Source organism: Streptomyces sp. NPDC001507 (genome assembly GCF_042894765.1).
GTDB lineage: Bacteria > Actinomycetota > Actinomycetes > Streptomycetales > Streptomycetaceae > Streptomyces.
Map to the genome: position 1 here is coordinate 306,921 of NZ_JBIAVV010000005.1, position 20,293 is coordinate 327,213.

The window sequence follows — 20,293 nt, forward strand, 5'->3', positions numbered from 1 at the left end:
TTGGTCATCGGGTCCTGAGATGCGGGATAATGGCTTGGAAGCAATGTGTTCGATGCCGGAGTCGCGTGTCCCGCCAGAGACCGCGCGTGCCCTCGGGGGCCGTCGGCAGACGATGAGCTGTTTTCAGGAAGGGGAACCAGCATGGCGGCCATGAAGCCGCGGACGGGTGATGGCCCGCTCGAGGTGACCAAGGAGGGGCGGGGCATCGTCATGCGCGTTCCGCTCGAAGGCGGCGGTCGGCTCGTCGTCGAGCTGACCCCTGACGAGGCCGCGGCGCTTGCCGACGCCCTCAAGAACGTCGTCGTCTGAGGCGTCAGCGACCATACCCTTTCGGCCGCCCCGGCATCCTAAGCGGTGCCGGGGCGTCGCCGTTCATGCGGACCCCCCGCGTCGACCCGGACCCGCTCCCGGTCCGCGAGGCCTACCGCTTGACCGCGCACAGCAGCCCGTCGCCCACCGGCAGCAGCGACGGCACCAGCTCCGGGCTCTCCCGGACCGTGCGCAGCAGCTCGCGCAGCCGCAGCACCTCGGTCGGCTGCGGCCCGGAGTCGACGGTGCGGCCGTTGGCGAAGACGCCCTCGAAGACCACCAGGCCGCCCGGACGCAGCAGGCGCAACGATTCAGCGAGATAGTCGGAGTACTCCTGGCGGTCCCCGTCGCAGAAGACGAGGTCGTAGCCGGCGTCCGCGAGACGGGGCAGCACGTCGAGAGCCCGGCCGGGGATGAAGCGGGCCCGGTTGCTGGCGAAACCGCAGGCGCGGAAGGCCTGCCGGGCGAACTGCTGGTGCTCCGGCTCGGGATCCACGGTGGTCAGCACGCCGTCCGGACGCATGCCGTGCAGCAGGTACATCCCGGAGACCCCGCACCCCGTACCGATCTCGGCGACCGCCTTGGCGTCCACGGAGGCGGCGAGCATGCGCAGCGCGGCGCCCGTGCCGGGCGACACCGAGCGCAGCCCTGCCTCGCGGGCCCGGTCACGGGCCCACCGCAGCGCTTCGTCCTCGGCGACAAAGGCGTCGGCGAACGCCCAGCTCGTCTGCCGGTTGCCGGTAATGACCCTCTCCTGTCCCCGTGGTTGCCTGGGCGTGACTGTATCCGTTGGCGTCGGGAACCCGCAGATGGGACCGGGCGTTTAGAGAGGTGGAAGAGAAGGCGGGGGGACACGAATGGATCACGATGACGAGACGGCGGCGGACCACCCGCTGTCGTGGCCGGACGAGCCGTACCAGCACAGATCAAATTCTTGTAAAACCGCTTATCCGGTGCTAACGGGCGAGGTGGCTATGGTAGGGGCTCCACTGGACACCACCAGAGCCGACAGGGGAGGTGCGGCTGCGCCTGGGGATCGGGGAGGAGTGCTGCGGCGCTTTCTCGGATCGGCAGGCAGGCCGAAATCCGTGAACGACACCGCTGCTGACCCCAGCCACGCCGCCGCGCTCGCCACGGGCGAGGACCGGACCGCGACCTTCTCCACCGACGCGGACGGGCAGGCATGGACTCCGCCCACGTGGGAGGAGATCGTCAGCACGCACAGCGGCCGCGTCTACCGCCTGGCCTACCGCCTGACCGGTAACCAGCACGACGCCGAGGACCTCACGCAGGAGGTCTTCGTCCGCGTCTTCCGCTCCCTGTCCACCTACTCCCCGGGCACCTTCGAGGGCTGGCTGCACCGCATCACCACCAACCTGTTCCTCGACATGGTCCGCCGCAAGCAGCGCATCCGCTTCGACGCCCTCGGCGAGGACGCGGCCGAGCGCCTGCCCAGCCGCGAGCCCACCCCCTCGCAGGCCTTCAACGACGCGCACTTCGACGCCGACGTCCAGCAGGCCCTGGACACCCTCGCGCCCGAGTTCCGCGCCGCCGTCGTGCTCTGCGACATCGAGGGCCTGTCGTACGAGGAGATCGCCGCGACCCTCGGCGTCAAGCTCGGCACGGTCCGCTCCCGTATCCACCGCGGCCGCTCCCAGCTGCGCAAGGCTCTCGCGCACCGCTCCCCGGAGGCCCGCAGGGCCGAGCGCCGCTCCTTCGTGCCCCGTGTTCCCGCACTGGGAGGAGGGGGCGCGACCGCGTGAGTGGATCACGACCGAAACCGGCCGAGCGGCAGCTCGCCGAGCAGCATCTGGGAGACCGACTCTCCGCCCTGGTGGACGGAGAGCTCGGTCACGAGACGCGTGAGCGCGTCCTGGCCCACCTGGCGACCTGCGCCCGGTGCAAGGCCGAGGCGGACGCCCAGCGCGCCCTGAAGAACGTCTTCGCGGCGGCCGCCCCGCCTCCGCCCTCCGAGAGCTTCCTCGCCCGCCTCCAGGGGCTGCCCGCGGGCGGCGACCCCGACGGCGGCGGTTCGCCGTTCGGCGGGGCAGACACCTCGGGACGCGGATCCGACGGCGGGGTCTTCGGCCTGAGCCGGGACGACCGCTTCGAGTTCGGCTACGTCCCGGCCCGCCCGCACGACCCGGCCGCGGCCGCCGGCCGAGGCTTCCGCATCCACCCCGTCGGCCGCCCGGACGGCGACCGCTCCGCCTCGCGCGGCATGCGGTTCGCGTTCGTCGCCGCCGGCGCGGTCTCCCTCGCCGCCGTCGCCCTCGGCGGCGTCACCGCGGGCCTTCCCGGCACCCCGGCCGCCGACGCCCGCAGCGGCACCGGCGGCGGCAGCGTCGCCCCGGCCGGCACGGCCGGGTCGGGCACGACCGGGGCCGCCGACTCGCGCCGCCGCCTGCTCACCCCGCTGCTGTCGTCCGGCACCCTGCTCGGTCCCACCGCCGCCGTCCCCACCTCGGTGTCCGCGCCGCTGCTGCCCGGAGTGCCCTCCCCGGCCGCCGCGCAGCAGAAGCTGCGGGAACTGACCGCACCGGTGATGGCCGGCGCGGCCGCGGTCTCCCCGCTGATACGACCGCTGAGCACCAACCCGCCGTTCTCCCTCACCTCGTGGACCGCCGTTCCCGGGGCGACCGGCACCAGCCTGCTCGCCGCACCCGTCCCCGACACCACCTCGGCACCCTCGCCGTCCCCGTCCCGCTCCTCCCGCGCGGTCCGCTGACCGGCCGTCGCCCATCTGCTGAACGGCCCCGCGCGGTCACTCGCGAACCTGGTTGAATCCTGTGACCCGGCCATGCCCGCGGCGCCGCCGCGGACACGGAGCCGAGCTTCCGCGAGCCCGCGAGGAGAACATGGACGACGGGATACCGACGGCACGGCGGCGGTCACGGAGCCGGCGGACGTTCGCCGTGGGGGCACTGCTGCTCTCCGTGCTCTCCGCGGCGGCCGGCGGGCTGATCGGCAGCAGCCTGGAGCGCACCGGCGGCCTGGAGGCCGTACGCCTGTCCCAGCCGGATCCGTTCCAGCCGGATCCGTCCCGGCCAGGTCCGCCCCAGCCCGGCCCGCCGCCGCCCGGACGGTCGCCGGGCAACGCCACCGGGATCGCCGCGCGGGCGCTGCCCAGCGTCGTCATCCTGCACGTCACGGGCACGGGCACGGGCGCCGGCGAGCAGGTCACCGGCACCGGCTTCGTCCTCGACACCCGCGGCCACATCCTCACCAACAACCACGTCGTCGCCCCCGCGGCCGCGGCGGGCGGCCGGATCACCGTGACGTTCGGCAGCGGAGCCACCGCCCGGGCGACCGTCGTCGGCCGGGACACCGGCTACGACCTCGCCGTCGTCCAGGTGCAGGGCGTGCAGGACCTCACCCCGCTGCCGCTCGACGGCCGCCGTGACCGCCCCGGCTCCTCGGACAGGAACTGACAGAAACGTCTCAGGCGGGGCCCCACGCGTGTCGCGACTAGGCAAACAACCCGGAAAACCGGTCGTACACACGCAGTCGGACACCTCGGGCAGTACCGGTCGGACAGGTCCGCCGGGTACCGTGGACCCGGCCCGGACCACGGAACAGCCGCAACAGCGACCGGAGGGCCGAGACCGAGGACATCGCAAGGAGCTTCAGGTGTTCAATGACATAGGACCACTCGAGCTGGTGACGATCATTGTGCTCGCCGTGCTCGTCTTCGGTCCGGACAAGCTCCCGAAGGTCATCCAGGACGTCATGCGGACCATCCGCAAGATCCGGGAGTTCTCGGAGAGCGCCAAGGAAGACATCCGGCAGGAACTCGGCCCGGAGTTCAAGGACTTCGAGCTCGAGGACCTCAACCCCAAGACCTTCATCCGCAAGCACCTGGACAGCGACGAGCTGGGGCTGAAGGAGATCCGCAACGGCTTCGACCTGAAGAAGGAGATGGCCGAGGTCACGGACGCGGTGCACAGCCGCGACACCGACTCCTCGACGTCGTCCGCCGGGAGCGGTGGGTCGGGGAGCGGCCGGCTCGACATGACCAAGAAGCCCGAGGACCCGGGCACGGACGACCGCCCGCCCTACGACGCGGACGCCACCTGAGTCCCGAACACCGACCCGCGCATGAGCGGCGCACGTGACGCGTTTCATACCGCGTGTGCGCCGCTCATACGTCTCTTACGGGCCGAACCAGCCGCCCGCGCGACCCACGCACCGGGCGGTTTCGCGGCTGGTCCCGGCGGTGTCGATATGCTGCCGAGTTGTTGTGCGGACCGGACGAGTGCGCCCGAAGGGGGGCGGGCCGCCCCGGACCGACGAGAGCTAGGAGGCGTCCGGGCAGATGGAGACGACAAGTCGGGTGGACGGACAGGCGCCGGTCGCGGAGGGCGCACAGCAGGCCCCCTCCGCCCGCCGCACGGTCGACGGCTACCTGGAGGCGCCCTTCCCCTGGTACGGCCTCGACGAGGCGTTCACGGGGCCGCGCTGGCTGATGCAGGTGGGTACGGCGGCCGACGGTGCGGTGGAGCACGGGTCGATCGGGCACGGCGACGAGCCCTCGGTGCGCAACGAGCACCTCGCCGCGTCCGTCGGCGAGCCGCGGGAGAAGTTCGCGGTCGTCGTGACCGTCGCGGCGAGTCCGTCCCGGCGCAGCGCCGACGGAACGGGGTTGCTGGAGGCCACGTCGGTGTCGTCCGCCGCGTGGCTGGCCGGGGTCGGGCTGCTGTCCTTCACCTGGCCGGGGCAGATGGACCACAGCCTGCGGGACGACTGGCTGGAGCAGCAGACCGAGACGGCGTGGGAGCTGGCGGACGAGCTGACCGGGCCGGAGTGGTCGACGCTGTCGCTGCCGGTGGACGGGGTGGCGACGCCGTTCCACTACCGGGAGTCGGAGTTCGGATGGGTGCTCGCCGGGTCCACGGAGGAGGGCGTGCACCTCGGGGCGTACGGGCGGGGGATGTCGGCCTATGGGCTGGGGTTCGCGGTGATCAAGGACGTTGCCGCGTACGCATGAGAAAAGCCGCGTACGCATGAGAAAAGGGGCGCCGGTGGGCTTTGGCGCCCCTTCGCCGTAGGGGGGTGCGGTGCGTGTGCGACTGCGGGTGCGTGGTGGCTGGTCGCGCAGTTCCTCCCCCAGCCTTCGGCCGGGGGCACCCCCAGCGCCCCTGACGGGGCGCTGCCCGGTACCCCTCAGAACTTGTTGCGCGGCGTGATGCCCAGGGACATGCCCGAGAGGCCGCGCTGCCTGCCTCCGAGCTTGCCGGCGATGCCGCGGAGGGCCGCGCCGGCCGGCGAGTCCGGGTCGGTCAGGACGACCGGCTTGCCCTCGTCGCCGCCTTCCCGGAGGCGGACGTCGATGGGGATGGAGCCGAGGACGGGGACCGTCGCACCCGTCGTACGGGTCAGGCCGTCCGCGACGGTCTGCCCGCCGCCCGTGCCGAACACGTCGACCATCTCGCCGCAGTGCGGGCAGGGCAGGCCGGACATGTTCTCGACGACGCCGACGATCTTCTGGTGGGTCTGGACCGCGATGGAGCCCGCCCGCTCCGCGACCTCCGCGGCGGCCTGCTGAGGCGTCGTCACGACCAGGATCTCGGCGTTCGGGACCAGCTGGGCGACCGAGATGGCGATGTCGCCGGTGCCGGGCGGGAGGTCGAGGAGGAGGACGTCCAGGTCGCCCCAGTAGACGTCCGCGAGGAACTGCTGCAGGGCGCGGTGCAGCATCGGGCCGCGCCAGACGACCGGGGCGTTGCCCGGGGTGAACATGCCGATCGAGATGACCTTCACCCCGTTGGCCGACGGCGGCATGATCATGTTCTCGACCTGGGTCGGGCGGCCGTCCGCGCCGAGCATGCGCGGCACGGAGTGGCCGTAGATGTCCGCGTCGACCACGCCCACCTTGAGGCCGTCGGCGGCCATCGCGGCGGCCAGGTTGACCGTGACCGACGACTTGCCGACGCCGCCCTTGCCGGAGGCGACCGCGTAGACGCGGGTGAGGCTGCCGGGCTTGGCGAAGGGGACCTCGCGCTCCGCCTGGCCGCCGCGCAGGGCGGAGGCCAACTCCTTGCGCTGCTCGTCGCTCATCACGTCCAGGGTGACGTCGACGCGGGTGACGCCCTCGACGCGGGAGACCGCCTCGGTGACGCGCTGGGTGATGGTGTCCCGCATGGGGCAGCCGGAGACGGTCAGGTACACGGTGACCGCGACCGCGCCGTCCTCCCCGATGGCCACCGATTTGACCATCCCCAGTTCGGTGATGGGTCGGTTGATCTCGGGGTCGTTCACCGTCGCCAGTGCCTCGCGCACCGCGTCTTCGCTAGCCATACCCCCGATGGTACGGCGCGGCGCATGGCCCCTATAACGCCCCTCAGCGGTCGTCTACGTCACGCCTGGCCGACCGTTCTGCCGGGAATACGGCATGTTCGTGATGCCCGTCCCGCCGTTCGTCCATGTCCTTCAGCAGGTCCTGGAGCTCGGAGCGGATCCAGTCCCGGGTCGCCACCTCGCCCAGGCCCATGCGCAGGGCGGCGATCTCCCGGGTGAGGTACTCGGTGTCGGCGATGGACCGCTCGTTCTGCTTGCGGTCCTGTTCGAGGTTGACCCGGTCGCGGTCGTCCTGCCTGTTCTGCGCGAGCAGGATCAGCGGGGCCGCGTAGGAGGCCTGCAGGGACAGGGCCAGGGTCAGGAAGATGAACGGGTACTGGTCGAACCGGAGCTTGCCGGGTGCCGAGACGTTCCACAGCACCCAGAGGATGATCACGAACGTCATCCAGACGATGAACCGCCCGGTGCCCAGGAAGCGGGCGATGCGCTCGGAGAGCCGCCCGAAGGCCTCCGGGTCCCACTCCGGCAGCAGCCTGCGCCGCGGCGCGCGCGGCTGGTCCAGGCGGTGGCCGCGCGACCGGCCGGCCGCGGTGGCGCCGGACGGCGTCCGCTCACGGCTGCTCTCGCGCTCAGGCGCCATGGATCCCCGCCCCCTTCCCCGCCGTCTGCTCCTTCTCCTTCGGGTCCCCCTCGTCCAGGTGGAACTCGGTCTCCCGCCAGTCCTCCGGCAGCATGTGGTCGAGGACGTCGTCCACGGTCACCGCGCCGAGCAGCGACCCCGCCTCGTCCACCACCGGCGCCGCGACCATGTCGTACGTGGCGAAGAACCCGGCGATGACCGGGAGCGTGGCGTCGGGGTCCAGGGGCTGCAGGTCGTCGTCGGAGACCAGCGAACTGACCAGGGTGTACGGGGGATCGCGCAGCAGCCGCTGGAAGTGCACGGTGCCCAGGTACTTGCCGGTCGGGGTCTCGTCGGGCGGCCGGCAGACGTAGACCTGAGCGGCCAGGGCCGGGGAGAGGTCGGGGTTGCGGACCCGAGCGAGGGCGTCGGCCACGGTCGCGTCGGGCCGCAGGACGATCGGCTCGGTGGTCATCAGACCGCCCGCCGTGTGCTCCTCGTACGACATCAGGCGCCGCATCTCGGCCGCGTCGGCCGGTTCCATCAGGCTCAGCAGCCGTTCCTTGTCCGGTTCCGGGAGTTCGGCGAGCAGGTCGGCCGCGTCGTCCGGGTCCATGGCCTCCAGGATGTCCGCGGCCCGCTCCTCCTTCAGCTTGCCGAGGATCTCGATCTGGTCGTCCTCGGGGAGCTCCTCGAGGACGTCGGCCAGACGGTCGTCGTCGAGGGCCGCGGCCACCTCGGCGCGGCGCTTGGCGGAGAGGTGGTGCAGCACGTTGGCGAGGTCGGCGGGGCGCAGCTGCTCGAAGGTGGCGAGCAGGCTCTCGGCGCCCTGGCCGTGCTCCTCCAGGGAGAAACCGGTGACCTGTGACCACTCGACGGTGAGCGTCTCTCCTCTGGCCCGCCGGAAGGCGCCCTTCTTCCCCTTGCGGACGAAGACCCGGTCGATCTCCCAGTCCCGGCGGGCCGGCAGCTGCTGTACGGCCAGGTCGAGGACCGTGACCTCCTCGCCGGTCTCGACCAGCTGGACGCGGCGGTCGAGGAGCTCGCCGAAGACGAGGCGTTCGGTGGGGCGCTGCTCGAAACGGCGGACGTTGACCACGCCGGTGGTGATGACCTGGCCGGACTCGACGCCGGTCACCCGGGTCATGGGCAGGAAGACGCGGCGCCGGGTGGACAGTTCGACGACCAGGCCGAGCAGCCGGGGCGGGCGGCGGCCGACGCGCAGCATGACGACGAGGTCCCGGACGCGGCCCACCTGGTCGCCGGTGGGATCGAAGGCGGGGACACCGGCGAGGTGCGAGACGAAGATGCGGGGAGCGCCGGCTGCCATGGGGTTGCTTCCTTTACCTACCGGAGTACTGCTTGCGTGGTTTTCGGTCCCTTCTGCCCGCTCGGTGGGCTTCAGGCTAGCCCGTACCGATCGGATACGCCCTGGTGGGCGGTCCGGACGGACCGGCTCCGCCGGGCGGGTGGGGCACCGGTACGCTGCGGTACGCCCTGCCGGACCCCTCAGAAAGGTGGCCCTGCCTGTGACCGTCATCGCTCCGGGCCGTACCCGCCACGCCGCACTGGTCACCGCAGTGTGCGCACTGGCCGTCCTCACCGGATGCGGCGGGGATCCGGACGCCGGCACGAACGGGGTGGGCAAGCTGGCGCCGGACGTCATCCAGTCGAAGACGCGGGCGGCGGCCGCGTCGGTGGCGACGGTGCGGATGGCGGGGACGGTGGTCACGAGCGGGCGCACGTACGAGCTGGACATGCGCCTGAACGAGGAGGGCGGGACCGGGTCGGTCACCTCGAAGGGCTCGACGTTCCAGCTCCTCCGGGTGGGCGACACGCTGTATCTGCAGGCCGACTCGGGGTTCTGGAACCACGCCGACGGCAGCGACACGACCGCGGCGAGCAAGCTCGACGGCAAGTACGTCAAGGTGCCGCGGACGGATCCCGCGTACAAGAAGTTCAGCGGCTTCACGGACAAGGACGTCCTCCTTTCGGGCCTGCTGACCCTGCACGGTTCGCTCGCGACGGCCGGTCATCACGAACAGTCGGGTACCCCCACGATCCGCATCACCGGCGACGGCGGCTCCGGCGGCAGCCTCGACGTCTCCCTCGAGGGCAAGCCGTACCCCCTGCGCCTGGAGCGCGGCGGCGGCGCCGGCACCCTCACCTTCTCCGACTGGGGTAAGGACTTCAGCGTGGTCGAACCGGAGAAGGGTGAGACGGTCGACTACGGGAAGCAGCTGCCGGCGTCGTAGGGAGCCATGAGCCCGGCCTCCGTCCTGCCGCGACGGTGATCCGCCGCGACGGATCGCCGCGACGGAGCTGTCCGGCGGTGCCGAACTCGGCCTGGGCTTCGGCTACTTGGACTTGCGGCGTCTCGACAGCAGCCGGGGCAGGCCGGCCGGGACCGGCTGCCGGGTCGTTGCCGGGGACGGGATCGGGGGCGCGGCCAGGTTCTCCGCCGGCAGGGGAGAGGTCGTCCCCGTCGGGGTCAGGCGCAGCACCCTGCACTCCCTCGCCCAGCGCTCGGTCATCGCCTCGCCGTCGGGGGCGTTGAGGCGTTTGCCCTTCAGTTCCGCCACCGCCGCGTCCCACTCGGGGGTGCCGGCGGGCAGCTCCGCGACCGTCGCCGTCCAGATGACCAGGCGGCCGCCCTTGTCCTTGCTGCGGACGGTCACCTCCGCCGGCCCTCCGTCGGCCAGCCCGCCCAGCGGCTGCTCGGCGCCGTCGCCGACCAGGCACATGCCGCCGTCGGCCCACGCGTGCCACACCGCACGTGGCGGCGCCGCCCCGGCGCCCCGCACCCAGACGAGGCCGGACTTCTTCGTGGCCTCCTCGACGAGGGCCTGGTCGAGCAGCTCGCTTGTCATGGCGACCAGCCTAGAGCCAGCCGTTGCGCTTCAGCGTGCGGTGGATGCCGAGACAGATCACCCCGGTGATGGCCATGATCACCGGGTAGCCGTAGCGCCAGTGCAGCTCGGGCATGTGCTTGAAGTTCATGCCGTACACACCGCACACCATCGTCGGTACGGCGATGATCGCGGCCCAGGACGTGATCTTGCGCATGTCCTCGTTCTGCGCGACGGACGCCTGCGCGAGGTTGGCCTGGAGGATCGAGTTGAGGAGCTCGTCGAAGCCGACGACCTGCTCCTGGACGCGGGCGAGGTGGTCGGCGACGTCCCGGAAGTACTTCTGGATGTCGGGGTCGACGAGCCGCATCGGCCGCTCGCTCAGCAGCTGCATGGGGCGCAGCAGGGGCGAGACGGCGCGCTTGAACTCCAGTACCTCGCGCTTGAGTTGGTAGATCCGCGCCGAGTCGACACCGCGGGAGACGCCGCCCCTGCGGCCCGGCGTGAAGACCTCCGTCTCCACCTCGTCGATGTCGTCCTGCACCGCGTCGGCGACCGCGACGTAACCGTCCACGACGTGGTCGGCGATGGCGTGCAGCACGGCCGACGGGCCCTTGACGAGCAGCTCGGGGTCGTCCTGGAGCCGGTGCCGCAGCGCCCGCAGCGAGCCCTGCCCGCCGTGCCGGACGGTGATGAAGAAGTCCCGGCCGGTGAAGCACATGACCTCGCCGGTCTCCACGACCTCGCTGTTGGCGGTGAGCTGGTCGTGCTCGACGTAGTGGATGGTCTTGAAGACGGTGAAGAGGGAGTCGTCGTACCGCTCCAGCTTCGGGCGCTGGTGGGCCTGGACGGCGTCCTCCACGGCCAGCGGGTGGAGCCCGAACTCGCTCGCGATACCGGCGAATTCGGCCTCGGTCGGCTCGTGCAGGCCGATCCAGACGAACCCGCCGTCGCGGCGCACCAGCCGCATCGCCTCGTGCGGTGTCAGCGGCTTGCCGGTCTCCACGCGGGCGCCGTCGCGGTAGACGGCGCAGTCGACGACGGCCGAGGGCGTACCGGGGTCGCGGGTGGTGTCGTACGCGCCGTTGTCCGGCCGCACGCTCTTGCGCAGCGAGGGGCGGGAAGGTCGGACCACGGCTCGGAGGTCGCGGATCATCGACATGGGCAGGCTCCTTCGCGACAGGCAGCGGAAGACCGCCGAGGAACGGGTGGAACTACCCGGAATGGGGACGTCCTGGCTTCGGATGTTTGGCACGTCCACAAAGCGGGGAGCACCGCACCGTTGCGGTGGCGACTTCGCTACTGATTCAGATCAGACGAACGGATCCAGACAGATCCGGAACGGACCGGCCAAAGGGATCAGGCAAGCGAAACGAAGTGCTCTTCCGAACGACAACGCGCACGAAAAGGCGGCAGCCAGCCAGAGAAAGAGATTCAGAGGCAGGAAGAGCGAGTGGTACTGCACGGGTGACTTCGATCCATGACAGCCCCACCTCCTCCAGCCGGTCCCTCGTAAGGGAGTCCTGACGGTGTCGGGGTCTGACCGCGACGCGCTGCGTGCTGCCCCGAACCACCGCGGTCAGAGTAGCAGCAGCCCTCAGTGTCAAGGCGCCGCTTTGCCCGGTGCTGACGAGTTCTATGCTCGCGACATGGCTGAAGTTCTTCCTCTGGTCGAGGCCCGGTTGACCACCGCACTGGGCGAACCGGACGCGCGCGCGGCGGTCACCTTCCTCGGTACGGACCGCATCGAGGTGCTCCGCTTCCACGAGGACCTGCAGGGCGAGAACGTCGTCCGCTACGCCACGCTCGGGATGTCCGTGCACCCGATGACCGACCCCACCGCGATGGTCGCGGACCCCGTCAGGGGACCGCGCGCCGAGCTGATCCTGTCGGTCCGCGCCGGGCTCGCCGAGACCGACAAGGTGCTCCGCGCGCTCGCCGTGCTCGCCGCGTCCCCGCAGGTGGAGGGCCTCGTCGTGACTCCGGGCGCGTCGCTGGACGTCGGCGACCCGCTGTGGCCGGGGGCGCCCTTCACCTCCGTCCTGGTCGGCGAGCCGGGCGGTCTCGTCGAGGATCTGGAGCTGGACGAGCCCCTCGACCCCGTACGGTTCCTGCCGCTGCTGCCGATGACGCCGAACGAGGCCGCCTGGAAGCGCGTGCACGGCGCCGGCGCCCTGCAGGAGCGCTGGCTCGCGAACGGGGCCGACCTCCGGGACCCGCACCGGAAATCCGTCCCGCTGGACTGACGCGGGGTGAGCAAGCTCACCAAGGGGCATTCGCCGTCGGCCAGTTGGCAAAGCGCGTGACGCCCGTCACCGGCGGCCTGCCGCAGAAAGGGAGCCGTCCGTCCACGCGGCCGCGTGCGCTGGACGGGTGATCGTCCTTGACGTGGGGGGTCCTGGGTAGGACCGTGGGGCTCTATGAGGGGCGAACCCAGTTGCCCGAAGTGTGGTGGCCGGGTCAGGGCTCCCGGACTCTTCGCCGACACCTGGCAGTGCGATGTCCACGGGACCGTGCATCCGGTACAGCCCGTGATCCCGCCCAGCGTCGAGGCCCTCGGTGTGGTGGTGCACCGCACCCAGGTTCCGGTGTGGATGCCCTGGCCGCTGCCGGTCGGCTGGCTGTTCACGGGTGTGGCGTGTGCCGGTGACGACCGCAGCGGGGGCCGCGCGACCGCCGTCGCCTGCTCCGGACCCGCGCCGCTCGGCGGCATAGGGGAGATGATCCTGGTCGCCGAGGAGCTGGGAGTCGGCCTCGGGGCGCGGTACGCGGGGATCGACGGACCGGACCCCGGGCCTTCGATGGACGTGGAGAAGCCGCCCCAGGCGAAGGTGCTGGCGGCGGGCCGGCCGACGCCGCTGTGGCACGTCTCGGGCGCGCCGGACGACCGGGCCGTCTTCGCGGGCGAGGCGCGCGGGCTGTGGCTGTGGGCCGTGGTGTGGCCCGAGCAGACGGGTCTGCTGATGTACGACGAGCTGGTACTGACCGATCTGCGGGACGCGGGGGCCGAGGTGGACCTGGTGCCGTGCGGGGCGTTGTCGCCGCGGCTGCTGGAGCCCTAGGGGGTGGCCGTACGTGGGCGGCTGCGGCGCCGTCGTGGCTTGTCGCGCAGTTCCTTCCCCCAGCCTTCGGCCCGGGGTACCCCCAGCGGACCTTCGGGGCGCGTCGGCTGTATGGGGCGCTCCTGGCTTTCGGGTGTGACAGGGGCACCCTCCGGCGGCCGTTATCCTTGACGCGTTCCTTCCGTCCCGTCCCGTCCCGCTGGAGTCTGCGTCGTGCGCATCGATCTGCACTGCCACTCCACCGCGTCCGACGGCACGGACACCCCGGCGGAGCTGGTGCGCAACGCCGCCGCTGCCGGTCTCGACGTCGTCGCGCTGACCGACCACGACACCACCCGCGGGTACGCCGAGGCCGTCGCCGCGCTGCCCGCGGGGCTCACGCTGGTCACCGGGGCCGAGCTGTCCTGCCGCCTCGACGGCGTCTCCATGCACCTGCTGGCCTACCTCTTCGACCCCGAGGAGCCCGCGCTGCTCGCCGAGCGCGAGCTGGTCCGGGACGACCGGGTGCCGCGCGCCCGGGGCATGGTCGCCAAGCTGAACGCGCTGGGCGTGCCGGTCACCTGGGAGCAGGTGCGGCGGATCGCCGGGGACGGTTCGGTCGGGCGGCCGCACGTCGCCTCCGCGCTCGTCGAACTCGGTGTCGTACCGACCGTGAGCGACGCCTTCACCGAGGAGTGGCTGGCCGACGGCGGCCGGGCCTTCGTGGAGAAGCACGAGACCGACCCCTTCGAGGCGATCCGGCTGGTCAAGGGCGCCGGCGGCGTCTGCGTGTTCGCGCACCCCGCCGCCGCGAAGCGCGGCCGCACGGTCCCCGAGTCGGCGATCGCCGAAATGGCAGCGGCCGGTCTCGACGGCATCGAGGTCGACCACATGGACCACGACGAGGACACCCGTGCCCGGCTGCGCGGGCTCGCCGGCGAGCTGGGGCTGCTGGCGACGGGCTCGTCCGACTACCACGGCAGCCGCAAGACGGTGACGCTGGGCGAGTACACCACCGACCCCGAGGTGTACGGCGAGATCACCCGCCGGGCCACGGGCGCGTTCCCGGTGCCGGGGACCGGCGGAGCCTGAAGCCCGCCACCGCACGTCCGAGTCCCTCACTCCCGCAAGGCCTGTAGCACAGCCATGTTCGATCTCGCCGTCTTCGGTTCCCTCTTCCTGACCCTCTTCGTCATCATGGATCCCCCGGGGATCACCCCGATCTTCCTCGCCCTCACCGCCGGCCGGCCCGGCAAGGTGCAGAAGCGGATGGCCTTCCAGGCCGTGTGCGTGGCGGGCGGTGTGATCACGGTCTTCGGGCTGCTGGGGCACCAGATCCTGGACTACCTGCACGTCTCCGTGCCCGCGCTGATGATCGCGGGCGGGCTGCTGCTCCTGCTCATCGCCCTGGACCTGCTCACCGGCAAGAACGACGAGCCGAAGCAGACCAAGGACGTCAACGTGGCGCTGGTGCCCCTGGGCATGCCGCTGCTGGCCGGTCCCGGTGCGATCGTCTCGGTCATCCTCGCCGTGCAGAAGGCCGGCAACGTGGCCACGCAGGTGTCCGTATGGTGCGCGATCCTCGCGATCCACGTCGTGCTCTGGCTGGTGATGCGCTACTCGCTGCTGATCATCCGGGTCATCAAGGACGGCGGTGTGGTCCTGGTGACGCGGCTCGCGGGCATGATGCTCTCCGCGATCGCCGTGCAGCAGATCATCAACGGCGTCACCCAGGTGATCAAGGGCGCGTAGCACGCCACGCGGGAGACCGCTGAACGCAGAGCCCCCGCACGGCCTGGGTGCCGTGCGGGGGCTCTGAAGACTGTGCGGTGCTCCGCGCGTCGTCGGTGTGGCTGCTGTCGTCTTCTGTCGTTGTCGCGTCGTGCTGTTACAAGAGCTTGTTACGAAGCCTGGGTCTCGGCCGGTCGGATCCACAGGCGCTGCCCCACGGCGGCGGCCTGCTGAACGATCCTGCTGACGGAGGCGGCGTCCACGACAGTGCTGTCCACGGTGGTGCCGTCGACCTCGTCGAGTCGCATGATTTCGAAGCGCATGGCCTCTCCCTTCGTCGTCCTGTTCCGTAGCAGTCAACGGCTTGCGTGTTACAAACATTCCCTACGCTAAAGAAATTTTTCGAACGTCTAATTACCGACCGGTAAGAGTGTCCACGAGACTGACCGGGACCGGTTGTGTTCGCAGCGTGACCGCCGGGACAATGGAGGTGATGAACGACGACCTCGACGCCCTCCGGGCTCGTATCGACCGCACGAACGAGCTGCTCACCCGCATGCTCGCCGAAGTGGCCAAGACGCCCTCGACGCACGCCATCTTCGTGGACGCGGGCTACCTCTACGCGGCCACGGGCCGGCTCGTCGCCGGGACGGAGGACCGCCGCGCCTTCGACCTCGACGCCGAAGGGCTGATCGAGGCGCTCATCGACAAGGCGCGCCAGATCTTCGCCGACAGCCGGCTGTTGCGCGTCTACTGGTACGACGGCGCCCGCCGCCGCATCCACACCGCCGAGCAGCAGGCCATCGCCGAACTCCCCGACGTCAAGGTCCGCCTCGGCAACCTCAACGCCAACAACCAGCAGAAGGGCGTCGACTCCCTGATCCGCACGGACCTGGAGTCACTGGCCCGGCACCGCGCCATCAGCGACGCGGCCCTGCTCGGCGGCGACGAGGACCTGGTCTCGGCGGTCGAGGCCGCCCAGGGCTACGGCGCCCGGGTCCACCTGTGGGGCATCGAGGCCCCCGAGGGCCGCAACCAGGCCGAGCCGCTGCTCTGGGAGGTCGACAGCCAGCGCACCCTCGACCTCGAGTTCTTCAAGCCGTACGTCTCCCGACGCACCGCCGCCTACGAGGCCGGCGCCACCAGACCCACCCGCGAGGACGTCCGTTTCGTCGGCGCGCAGATCGCGGCGAAGTGGCTCTCCTCGCGCGGCCGCGAGGCGCTCGTCGAACTGCTGCCCGGCCACCCCTACCTGCCGGGCCCCGTCGACCAGGACCTCCTCGTCGAGGCCGAGGGAATGCTCCAGTACTCCCTGCGCGGCCAGGCCGACCTGCGCCGCGCCCTGCGGGACGGCTTCTGGGATCACCTCCAGACGCAGTACTAGCCGCCGTACCGGCCGCGGTACTTGTTCGCAGCGTCAGCCCTGCTCCCGGTCCGCGGGGCCGGTTCCGTCCCAGAAGTCCGCGAGCGCCTCGGCGGTGGCGGCGGGGCGCTCGGTGTTGGGCGAGTGCTCAGCCCCCGCGATCACCGTACGGCGCGCCCGCAGCCGCAGTGCCATGTCGTCCAGCAGCGGTACCGGCCAGGTGTCGTCCCGCGCGCCCGACAGGACATGGAAAGGCAGCGGCAGGGCGGCCAGTTCCGCGACGCGGTCCGGCTCCGTACACAACTGGCGCCCGGTGGCGAGGAGTTGGGCCGGCTTGTTGCCCAGCCAGCGGCGCCGCAGATCCTCGCCGTCCTCCAGGCCCTCCTCCGGCCCGTCCGGTTCCTCCAGCTCCTCCGGTGCCTCCAGGGCCTGCATGGCCTCCCACACCTCGGCCATCGACATCACGGCGAGTGCGTCCCGCAGCAGCTTCACGCGCTGCTGCTGGGAGGAGGAGATCTGCGCCGGGCCCGAGGCCATCAGGGTCAGCGAGCGGAACGGCGTGCGGTCGAGGAGCACGGCAGCGCGGGCGATCTGGCCGCCCAGGGAGTGCCCCAGCAGATGCACCGGGCGGCCCGCGCCGACCGCCGCCGCCTGCGCGAGCACGTCCCGCGCCAGCTCCTCCTGGGCGTACGCCGATTCGTCGTGCGCGGGGCCGTCCGACTCGAACTGCCCGCGCCCGTCCACGGCGACCGTCCGGTACCCGCGCCGGCCCAGCGCCTCGTGCAGCCGGTTGAAGTCCTCCTTGCTCCCGGTGAACCCGGGCAGCAGCAGCGCGACCCCCCTGGGCTCGACCCCGGCGGCCACGGGCGCGTCGACGACGGCGAACTCACCCCGCTCGGTGGCGAGCGCATAGGCACGGGCATCGGCGGGCGGGACGAAGGTACGAGGCCTGCTCATGGGGGAGAGGGTATCCGGAGCGGGGTGACCGACCGGGGGCCGGTGGGTGAACCCCGGTACCGGCACCGGGCACCGCCGGGTGCTGCACAGACGCCGACGGCCCGGACCACACGGGGTGGTCCGGGCCGTCGTCAGGCGTGTGCTCAGGCCTCCGGGGCCGCGGCGGCCGTCTTCCGGGTCCGGCGGGCCTTCGGCTTGGCCTCCGCGTCGGCCGCCTCGACGGATCCGGCGGTCCCGGCGGACTCGGCCGCCTTGCGGGTGGTGCGTCGCCTCGGCTTCGCCTCCGGCTCCTCGGTGGCCTGCGCCGGGATCTCCGCGGAGGCGGCGGCTGCCGTCTTGCGGGTGCGGCGCGGCTTGGCCTCGGCGGCTTCGGCGGTGTCCACCGCGGTTTCGGCGGCCTCGGCCGTCTTGCGGGTGCGGCGCGGCCTGGGCGCCGCCTCCGCCTCGACGGTGTCCGGGGCGGCGGCCGCCGTCTTGCGGGTCCGGCGGGGCTTGACCTCGGCGACCGCCTCGGCCGTCTCGGTCTCGGCGGCGGTCGCCGTCGCCTTGCGGGTGCGACGGGGCTTGGCTTCCGCGCCCTCGGCGGTGTCCACCGCGGTTTCGGCGGCCTCGGCCGTCTTGCGGGTGCGGCGCGGCCTGGGCGCCGCCTCCGCCTCCTCGGCGGCCTCCGGGGCGGCTGCCGCCGTCTTGCGGGTGCGGCGCGGCTTGGCCTCGGCGGCTTCGGCGGTGTCCACGGCAGCCTCGGCCGCCTTCCGCGTCCGGCGCGGCTTGGGCGCGGCCTCGGCCTCCGCCTCGGCGCTCGCCGGCTGCGGCGCGGCCGCCACCGGCTCGGCGGCCTTGCGGGTGCGGCGGCGGGCCGGGGCCACCGGGGCTTCGACGGCTTCCGCCGGAGCCTGCGCGACCTCCACCACGGGCTCGGCGGCCTTGCGGACACGGCGGCGCGGCTTGGCCTCGACAGCCTCGGCGGTGTCCACCGCGGCCTCGGCGGCCGCCGGGGCGGCGGCCGCGGTCTTCCGCGTGCGGCGCGGCTTCGGCTCCGCCGCGGCCTCGACCGCCTCGACGACCGCCGCGACGGCTGCCTCGGGAGGCTCGGCCGTCTTGCGGGTGCGACGGCGCGCGGGGGCAGCCGGTGCCTCTTCGGCCACCGGCGCCTCGGTCACCACCGGCGTCGGCGCCTCGGCCACCGGCGGGGCCTCCGCGGACCTGCGGGTGCGACGGCGGCGCGGCTTCTCCGCCGCGGCCGGCTCCACGACGGACCCGGCCGTCTCGACCGTCTCGGCGACGGCCTCCGGCGTCACGGACACCGGGGCGGCGGCCGCCACCGGTTCCTGCGGCGCCCCGTTGCGGGTACGGCGACGGCGGCGCGGGGTCCGCGCGGCCGCCGGCTCCGACGCGGCGAGGGCCTCGCCGGCGGAGGCGGGCGACGCGGCCTCGGCGGCCGGCGCCGCGGACGTCGTACCGGACGCCTGGTCGAGGGCCGAACCGCCGCGCGTGCGACGGCGGCGGCGCGGGCTGCGGGACGGGCGCTCGCGCTCCTCGGTGCGGGCCTCGACGCGCGCCTCGCCCCGGCCGCCCCGGCCACCGCGACCGCGGCCACCGCGGCCGCCGGTCTCGCCCAGGTCCTCCAGCTCCTCCGCGTCGAGCCCGGCGCGGGTGCGCTCCGAGCGCGGCAGGACACCCTTGGTGCCCGCGGGGATCTTCAGGTCCTCGAAGAAGTGCGGCGAGGTGGAGTACGTCTCCACCGGGTCGGGGAACTTCAGGTCCAGCGCCTTGTTGATGAGCTGCCAGCGCGGGATGTCGTCCCAGTCGACGAAGGTGATCGCCGTACCCGACGCGCCCGCGCGGCCGGTGCGGCCGACCCGGTGCAGGTACGTCTTCTCGTCCTCGGGGGACTGGTAGTTGATGACGTGCGTGACGCCCTCGACGTCGATGCCGCGCGCGGCGACGTCGGTGCAGACCAGGACGTCCACCTTGCCGTTGCGGAACGCGCGCAGCGCCTGCTCGCGGGCGCCCTGGCCGAGGTCGCCGTGGACGGCCCCGGAGGCGAAGCCGCGGCGCTGCAGCTGCTCGGCGATGTCGGCGGCGGTGCGCTTGGTGCGGCAGAAGATCATCGCGAGCCCGCGGCCGTCGGCCTGCAGTATGCGCGCGATCATCTCCGGCTTGTCCATGGAGTGCGCGCGGTAGACGAACTGCGCGATGTTCGCGACGGTCGCGCCCTCGTCGTCCGGCGCGGTGGCGCGGATGTGGGTGGGCTGGCTCATGTACCGGCGCGCGAGGCCGATGACCGCGCCCGGCATGGTCGCCGAGAACAGCATGGTCTGGCGCTTCGCCGGAAGCATGTCGATGATCTTCTCGACGTCCGGAAGGAAGCCCAGGTCGAGCATCTCGTCGGCCTCGTCGAGGACGAGCGACTTGATGTGCTTGAGGTCGAGCTTCTTCTGGCCCGCGAGGTCCAGGAGCCGGCCCGGGGTGCCGACGACCACGTCGACGCCCTTCTTCAGCGCCTCGACCTGCGGCTCGTAGGCACGGCCGCCGTAGATGGCGAGAACGCGTACGTTGCGGACCTTGCCGGCCGTCAGGAGGTCGTTGGTGACCTGGGTGCAGAGCTCGCGCGTGGGGACGACGACGAGCGCCTGCGGCGCGTTGGTGAGGGCCTCGGGGGCGGCGCGGCCGGCCTCCACGTCGGCGGGAACGGTGACGCGCTCAAGGAGCGGGAGGCCGAAACCGAGGGTCTTGCCGGTGCCGGTCTTGGCCTGGCCGATGACGTCGGTGCCGGACAGGGCGACCGGGAGTGTCATCTCCTGGATGGGGAAGGGGTTGATGATGCCGACGGCTTCCAGGGCCTCGGCGGTCTCGGGAAGGATTCCGAGTTCACGAAACGTCGTAGTCAGGGTGCTGCCTCTTCTGTGTGTCGCGGCGCGAGGCGAGCGCGGGGGTCTTTGACGGACCGTGCCGGGGACGTCGGCTGCCTTACGGGCGGGCCGTGGGGCACGCCGTAGTGCACGGGACCTCTACCGACGCTCTAGCGCTCGTACCGCTGAGGGTGTGTCCCTCCGGTCGTCGTACGCACAGTGCCGTACGAGCCGGGAGGGCTGTCGGGTCGGAGCCGATCGGGCCACCGACCGGG

The 20,293-nt window shown here is 72.3% G+C and carries 21 protein-coding genes; 12 read left to right on the forward strand and 9 right to left on the reverse strand.

Annotation, left to right across the window (positions count from 1 at the left end; translation table 11 throughout):
- Positions 1 to 141: 141 nt before the first annotated feature.
- Positions 142 to 309, forward strand: coding sequence for a DUF3117 domain-containing protein (locus ACFY0K_RS18600; RefSeq protein ID WP_004950282.1), 168 nt, complete (start codon positions 142 to 144; stop codon positions 307 to 309).
- 112 nt (positions 310 to 421) lie between these two features.
- Here ACFY0K_RS18600 and ACFY0K_RS18605 read toward each other — a convergent pair whose 3' ends face one another.
- Positions 422 to 1,120 carry an O-methyltransferase gene (locus ACFY0K_RS18605; protein ID WP_093499247.1) on the reverse strand — a complete coding sequence of 233 codons (699 nt, stop codon included), beginning with the start codon at positions 1,118 to 1,120 and terminating at the stop codon, positions 422 to 424.
- 235 nt (positions 1,121 to 1,355) lie between these two features.
- Here ACFY0K_RS18605 and sigE point away from each other — a divergent pair, with 235 nt between their 5' ends.
- From sigE to ACFY0K_RS18630, 5 genes are all read left to right on the forward strand, one after another.
- Positions 1,356 to 2,072: an RNA polymerase sigma factor SigE gene (gene sigE / locus ACFY0K_RS18610; protein WP_390640746.1), complete on the forward strand. Its 717-nt coding sequence runs from the start codon at positions 1,356 to 1,358 to the stop codon at positions 2,070 to 2,072.
- Positions 2,069 to 3,037, forward strand: a complete 969-nt coding sequence (locus ACFY0K_RS18615; protein WP_390640747.1) for a zf-HC2 domain-containing protein — start codon at positions 2,069 to 2,071, stop codon at positions 3,035 to 3,037. The genes sigE and ACFY0K_RS18615 overlap by 4 nt, the downstream gene beginning before the upstream one ends.
- Positions 3,038 to 3,167: 130 nt before the next feature.
- The gene (locus ACFY0K_RS18620) at positions 3,168 to 3,740 is read left to right on the forward strand and encodes a trypsin-like peptidase domain-containing protein (protein ID WP_390640748.1); all 573 of its coding nucleotides are present in this window, start codon (positions 3,168 to 3,170) and stop codon (positions 3,738 to 3,740) included.
- A gap of 199 nt (positions 3,741 to 3,939) precedes the next feature.
- Positions 3,940 to 4,386 carry a sec-independent translocase gene (locus ACFY0K_RS18625; protein WP_390640749.1) on the forward strand — a complete coding sequence of 149 codons (447 nt, stop codon included), beginning with the start codon at positions 3,940 to 3,942 and terminating at the stop codon, positions 4,384 to 4,386.
- A gap of 238 nt (positions 4,387 to 4,624) precedes the next feature.
- On the forward strand, positions 4,625 to 5,296 hold the full coding sequence (locus ACFY0K_RS18630) for a hypothetical protein (protein WP_351957971.1): 672 nt from the start codon (positions 4,625 to 4,627) through the stop codon (positions 5,294 to 5,296).
- Between the two features lie 176 nt (positions 5,297 to 5,472).
- On the opposite strand, the gene ACFY0K_RS18635 is transcribed toward ACFY0K_RS18630, so the two are convergent.
- The 3 genes from ACFY0K_RS18635 to ACFY0K_RS18645 are packed head-to-tail and all read right to left on the reverse strand — an operon-like array spanning position 5,473 to position 8,555.
- Complete coding sequence (locus ACFY0K_RS18635) at positions 5,473 to 6,606, reverse strand: Mrp/NBP35 family ATP-binding protein (RefSeq protein ID WP_093499242.1); 1,134 nt, start codon at positions 6,604 to 6,606, stop codon at positions 5,473 to 5,475.
- A 43-nt stretch (positions 6,607 to 6,649) separates the two neighbouring features.
- Positions 6,650 to 7,246 carry a DUF1003 domain-containing protein gene (locus ACFY0K_RS18640; protein ID WP_382719478.1) on the reverse strand — a complete coding sequence of 199 codons (597 nt, stop codon included), beginning with the start codon at positions 7,244 to 7,246 and terminating at the stop codon, positions 6,650 to 6,652.
- Positions 7,236 to 8,555 (reverse strand): magnesium transporter MgtE N-terminal domain-containing protein, encoded by a 1,320-nt coding sequence (locus tag ACFY0K_RS18645; protein ID WP_390640750.1) that lies wholly within the window; start codon positions 8,553 to 8,555, stop codon positions 7,236 to 7,238. Before ACFY0K_RS18645 ends, ACFY0K_RS18640 begins: the two co-directional genes overlap by 11 nt.
- Positions 8,556 to 8,754: 199 nt before the next feature.
- On the opposite strand from ACFY0K_RS18645, the gene ACFY0K_RS18650 reads away from it, so the two are divergent.
- Positions 8,755 to 9,480: a hypothetical protein gene (locus tag ACFY0K_RS18650; RefSeq protein ID WP_390640751.1), complete on the forward strand. Its 726-nt coding sequence runs from the start codon at positions 8,755 to 8,757 to the stop codon at positions 9,478 to 9,480.
- A 102-nt stretch (positions 9,481 to 9,582) separates the two neighbouring features.
- Here the strand turns inward: ACFY0K_RS18650 and ACFY0K_RS18655 are convergent, their stop codons facing one another.
- Both ACFY0K_RS18655 and ACFY0K_RS18660 read right to left on the reverse strand, forming a co-directional pair.
- Entirely contained in the window at positions 9,583 to 10,095 is a 513-nt protein-coding gene (locus tag ACFY0K_RS18655) for a hypothetical protein (protein ID WP_390640752.1), read from the reverse strand.
- 10 nt (positions 10,096 to 10,105) lie between these two features.
- Positions 10,106 to 11,236, reverse strand: a complete 1,131-nt coding sequence (locus ACFY0K_RS18660; protein ID WP_390640753.1) for a magnesium and cobalt transport protein CorA — start codon at positions 11,234 to 11,236, stop codon at positions 10,106 to 10,108.
- Between the two features lie 487 nt (positions 11,237 to 11,723).
- On the opposite strand from ACFY0K_RS18660, the gene ACFY0K_RS18665 reads away from it, so the two are divergent.
- The 4 genes from ACFY0K_RS18665 (at position 11,724) to ACFY0K_RS18680 (ending at position 14,867) form a co-directional block, all read left to right on the forward strand.
- A complete protein-coding gene (locus tag ACFY0K_RS18665) occupies positions 11,724 to 12,320 on the forward strand; it encodes a suppressor of fused domain protein (protein ID WP_390640754.1) in 597 nt (198 codons plus the stop codon).
- Positions 12,321 to 12,494: 174 nt separating this feature from the next.
- Complete coding sequence (locus tag ACFY0K_RS18670) at positions 12,495 to 13,136, forward strand: DUF6758 family protein (protein ID WP_093499236.1); 642 nt, start codon at positions 12,495 to 12,497, stop codon at positions 13,134 to 13,136.
- 213 nt (positions 13,137 to 13,349) lie between these two features.
- Positions 13,350 to 14,207, forward strand: coding sequence for a PHP domain-containing protein (locus tag ACFY0K_RS18675; RefSeq protein ID WP_390640755.1), 858 nt, complete (start codon positions 13,350 to 13,352; stop codon positions 14,205 to 14,207).
- A 54-nt stretch (positions 14,208 to 14,261) separates the two neighbouring features.
- Positions 14,262 to 14,867, forward strand: coding sequence for a MarC family protein (locus tag ACFY0K_RS18680; protein WP_390640756.1), 606 nt, complete (start codon positions 14,262 to 14,264; stop codon positions 14,865 to 14,867).
- A gap of 149 nt (positions 14,868 to 15,016) precedes the next feature.
- Here ACFY0K_RS18680 and ACFY0K_RS18685 read toward each other — a convergent pair whose 3' ends face one another.
- Entirely contained in the window at positions 15,017 to 15,169 is a 153-nt protein-coding gene (locus tag ACFY0K_RS18685; RefSeq protein ID WP_089098921.1) for a hypothetical protein, read from the reverse strand.
- A 161-nt stretch (positions 15,170 to 15,330) separates the two neighbouring features.
- On the opposite strand from ACFY0K_RS18685, the gene ACFY0K_RS18690 reads away from it, so the two are divergent.
- On the forward strand, positions 15,331 to 16,230 hold the full coding sequence (locus ACFY0K_RS18690; protein ID WP_351958048.1) for an NYN domain-containing protein: 900 nt from the start codon (positions 15,331 to 15,333) through the stop codon (positions 16,228 to 16,230).
- A 33-nt stretch (positions 16,231 to 16,263) separates the two neighbouring features.
- Here ACFY0K_RS18690 and ACFY0K_RS18695 read toward each other — a convergent pair whose 3' ends face one another.
- Both ACFY0K_RS18695 and ACFY0K_RS18700 read right to left on the reverse strand, forming a co-directional pair.
- Entirely contained in the window at positions 16,264 to 17,166 is a 903-nt protein-coding gene (locus tag ACFY0K_RS18695; RefSeq protein ID WP_390640757.1) for an alpha/beta fold hydrolase, read from the reverse strand.
- A gap of 143 nt (positions 17,167 to 17,309) precedes the next feature.
- The gene (locus ACFY0K_RS18700) at positions 17,310 to 19,964 is read right to left on the reverse strand and encodes a DEAD/DEAH box helicase (protein WP_390640758.1); all 2,655 of its coding nucleotides are present in this window, start codon (positions 19,962 to 19,964) and stop codon (positions 17,310 to 17,312) included.
- Positions 19,965 to 20,293: the final 329 nt, after the last annotated feature.

Excerpts from the sequence above, each read along its gene's own strand:
- ACFY0K_RS18600 (WP_004950282.1), top strand. The coding sequence starts at position 142 with ATGGCGGCCATGAAGCCGCGGACGGGTGATGGCCCGCTCGAGGTGACC.
- ACFY0K_RS18620 (WP_390640748.1), top strand. The coding sequence starts at position 3,168 with ATGGACGACGGGATACCGACGGCACGGCGGCGGTCACGGAGCCGGCGG.
- ACFY0K_RS18630 (WP_351957971.1), top strand. The coding sequence starts at position 4,625 with ATGGAGACGACAAGTCGGGTGGACGGACAGGCGCCGGTCGCGGAGGGC.
- ACFY0K_RS18635 (WP_093499242.1), bottom strand. The coding sequence starts at position 6,606 with ATGGCTAGCGAAGACGCGGTGCGCGAGGCACTGGCGACGGTGAACGAC.
- ACFY0K_RS18640 (WP_382719478.1), bottom strand. The coding sequence starts at position 7,246 with ATGGCGCCTGAGCGCGAGAGCAGCCGTGAGCGGACGCCGTCCGGCGCC.
- ACFY0K_RS18645 (WP_390640750.1), bottom strand. The coding sequence starts at position 8,555 with ATGGCAGCCGGCGCTCCCCGCATCTTCGTCTCGCACCTCGCCGGTGTC.
- ACFY0K_RS18655 (WP_390640752.1), bottom strand. The coding sequence starts at position 10,095 with ATGACAAGCGAGCTGCTCGACCAGGCCCTCGTCGAGGAGGCCACGAAG.
- ACFY0K_RS18660 (WP_390640753.1), bottom strand. The coding sequence starts at position 11,236 with ATGTCGATGATCCGCGACCTCCGAGCCGTGGTCCGACCTTCCCGCCCC.
- ACFY0K_RS18665 (WP_390640754.1), top strand. The coding sequence starts at position 11,724 with ATGGCTGAAGTTCTTCCTCTGGTCGAGGCCCGGTTGACCACCGCACTG.
- ACFY0K_RS18670 (WP_093499236.1), top strand. The coding sequence starts at position 12,495 with ATGAGGGGCGAACCCAGTTGCCCGAAGTGTGGTGGCCGGGTCAGGGCT.
- ACFY0K_RS18680 (WP_390640756.1), top strand. The coding sequence starts at position 14,262 with ATGTTCGATCTCGCCGTCTTCGGTTCCCTCTTCCTGACCCTCTTCGTC.
- ACFY0K_RS18685 (WP_089098921.1), bottom strand. The coding sequence starts at position 15,169 with ATGCGCTTCGAAATCATGCGACTCGACGAGGTCGACGGCACCACCGTG.
- ACFY0K_RS18690 (WP_351958048.1), top strand. The coding sequence starts at position 15,331 with ATGGAGGTGATGAACGACGACCTCGACGCCCTCCGGGCTCGTATCGAC.
- ACFY0K_RS18695 (WP_390640757.1), bottom strand. The coding sequence starts at position 17,166 with ATGAGCAGGCCTCGTACCTTCGTCCCGCCCGCCGATGCCCGTGCCTAT.
- ACFY0K_RS18700 (WP_390640758.1), bottom strand. The coding sequence starts at position 19,964 with ATGACACTCCCGGTCGCCCTGTCCGGCACCGACGTCATCGGCCAGGCC.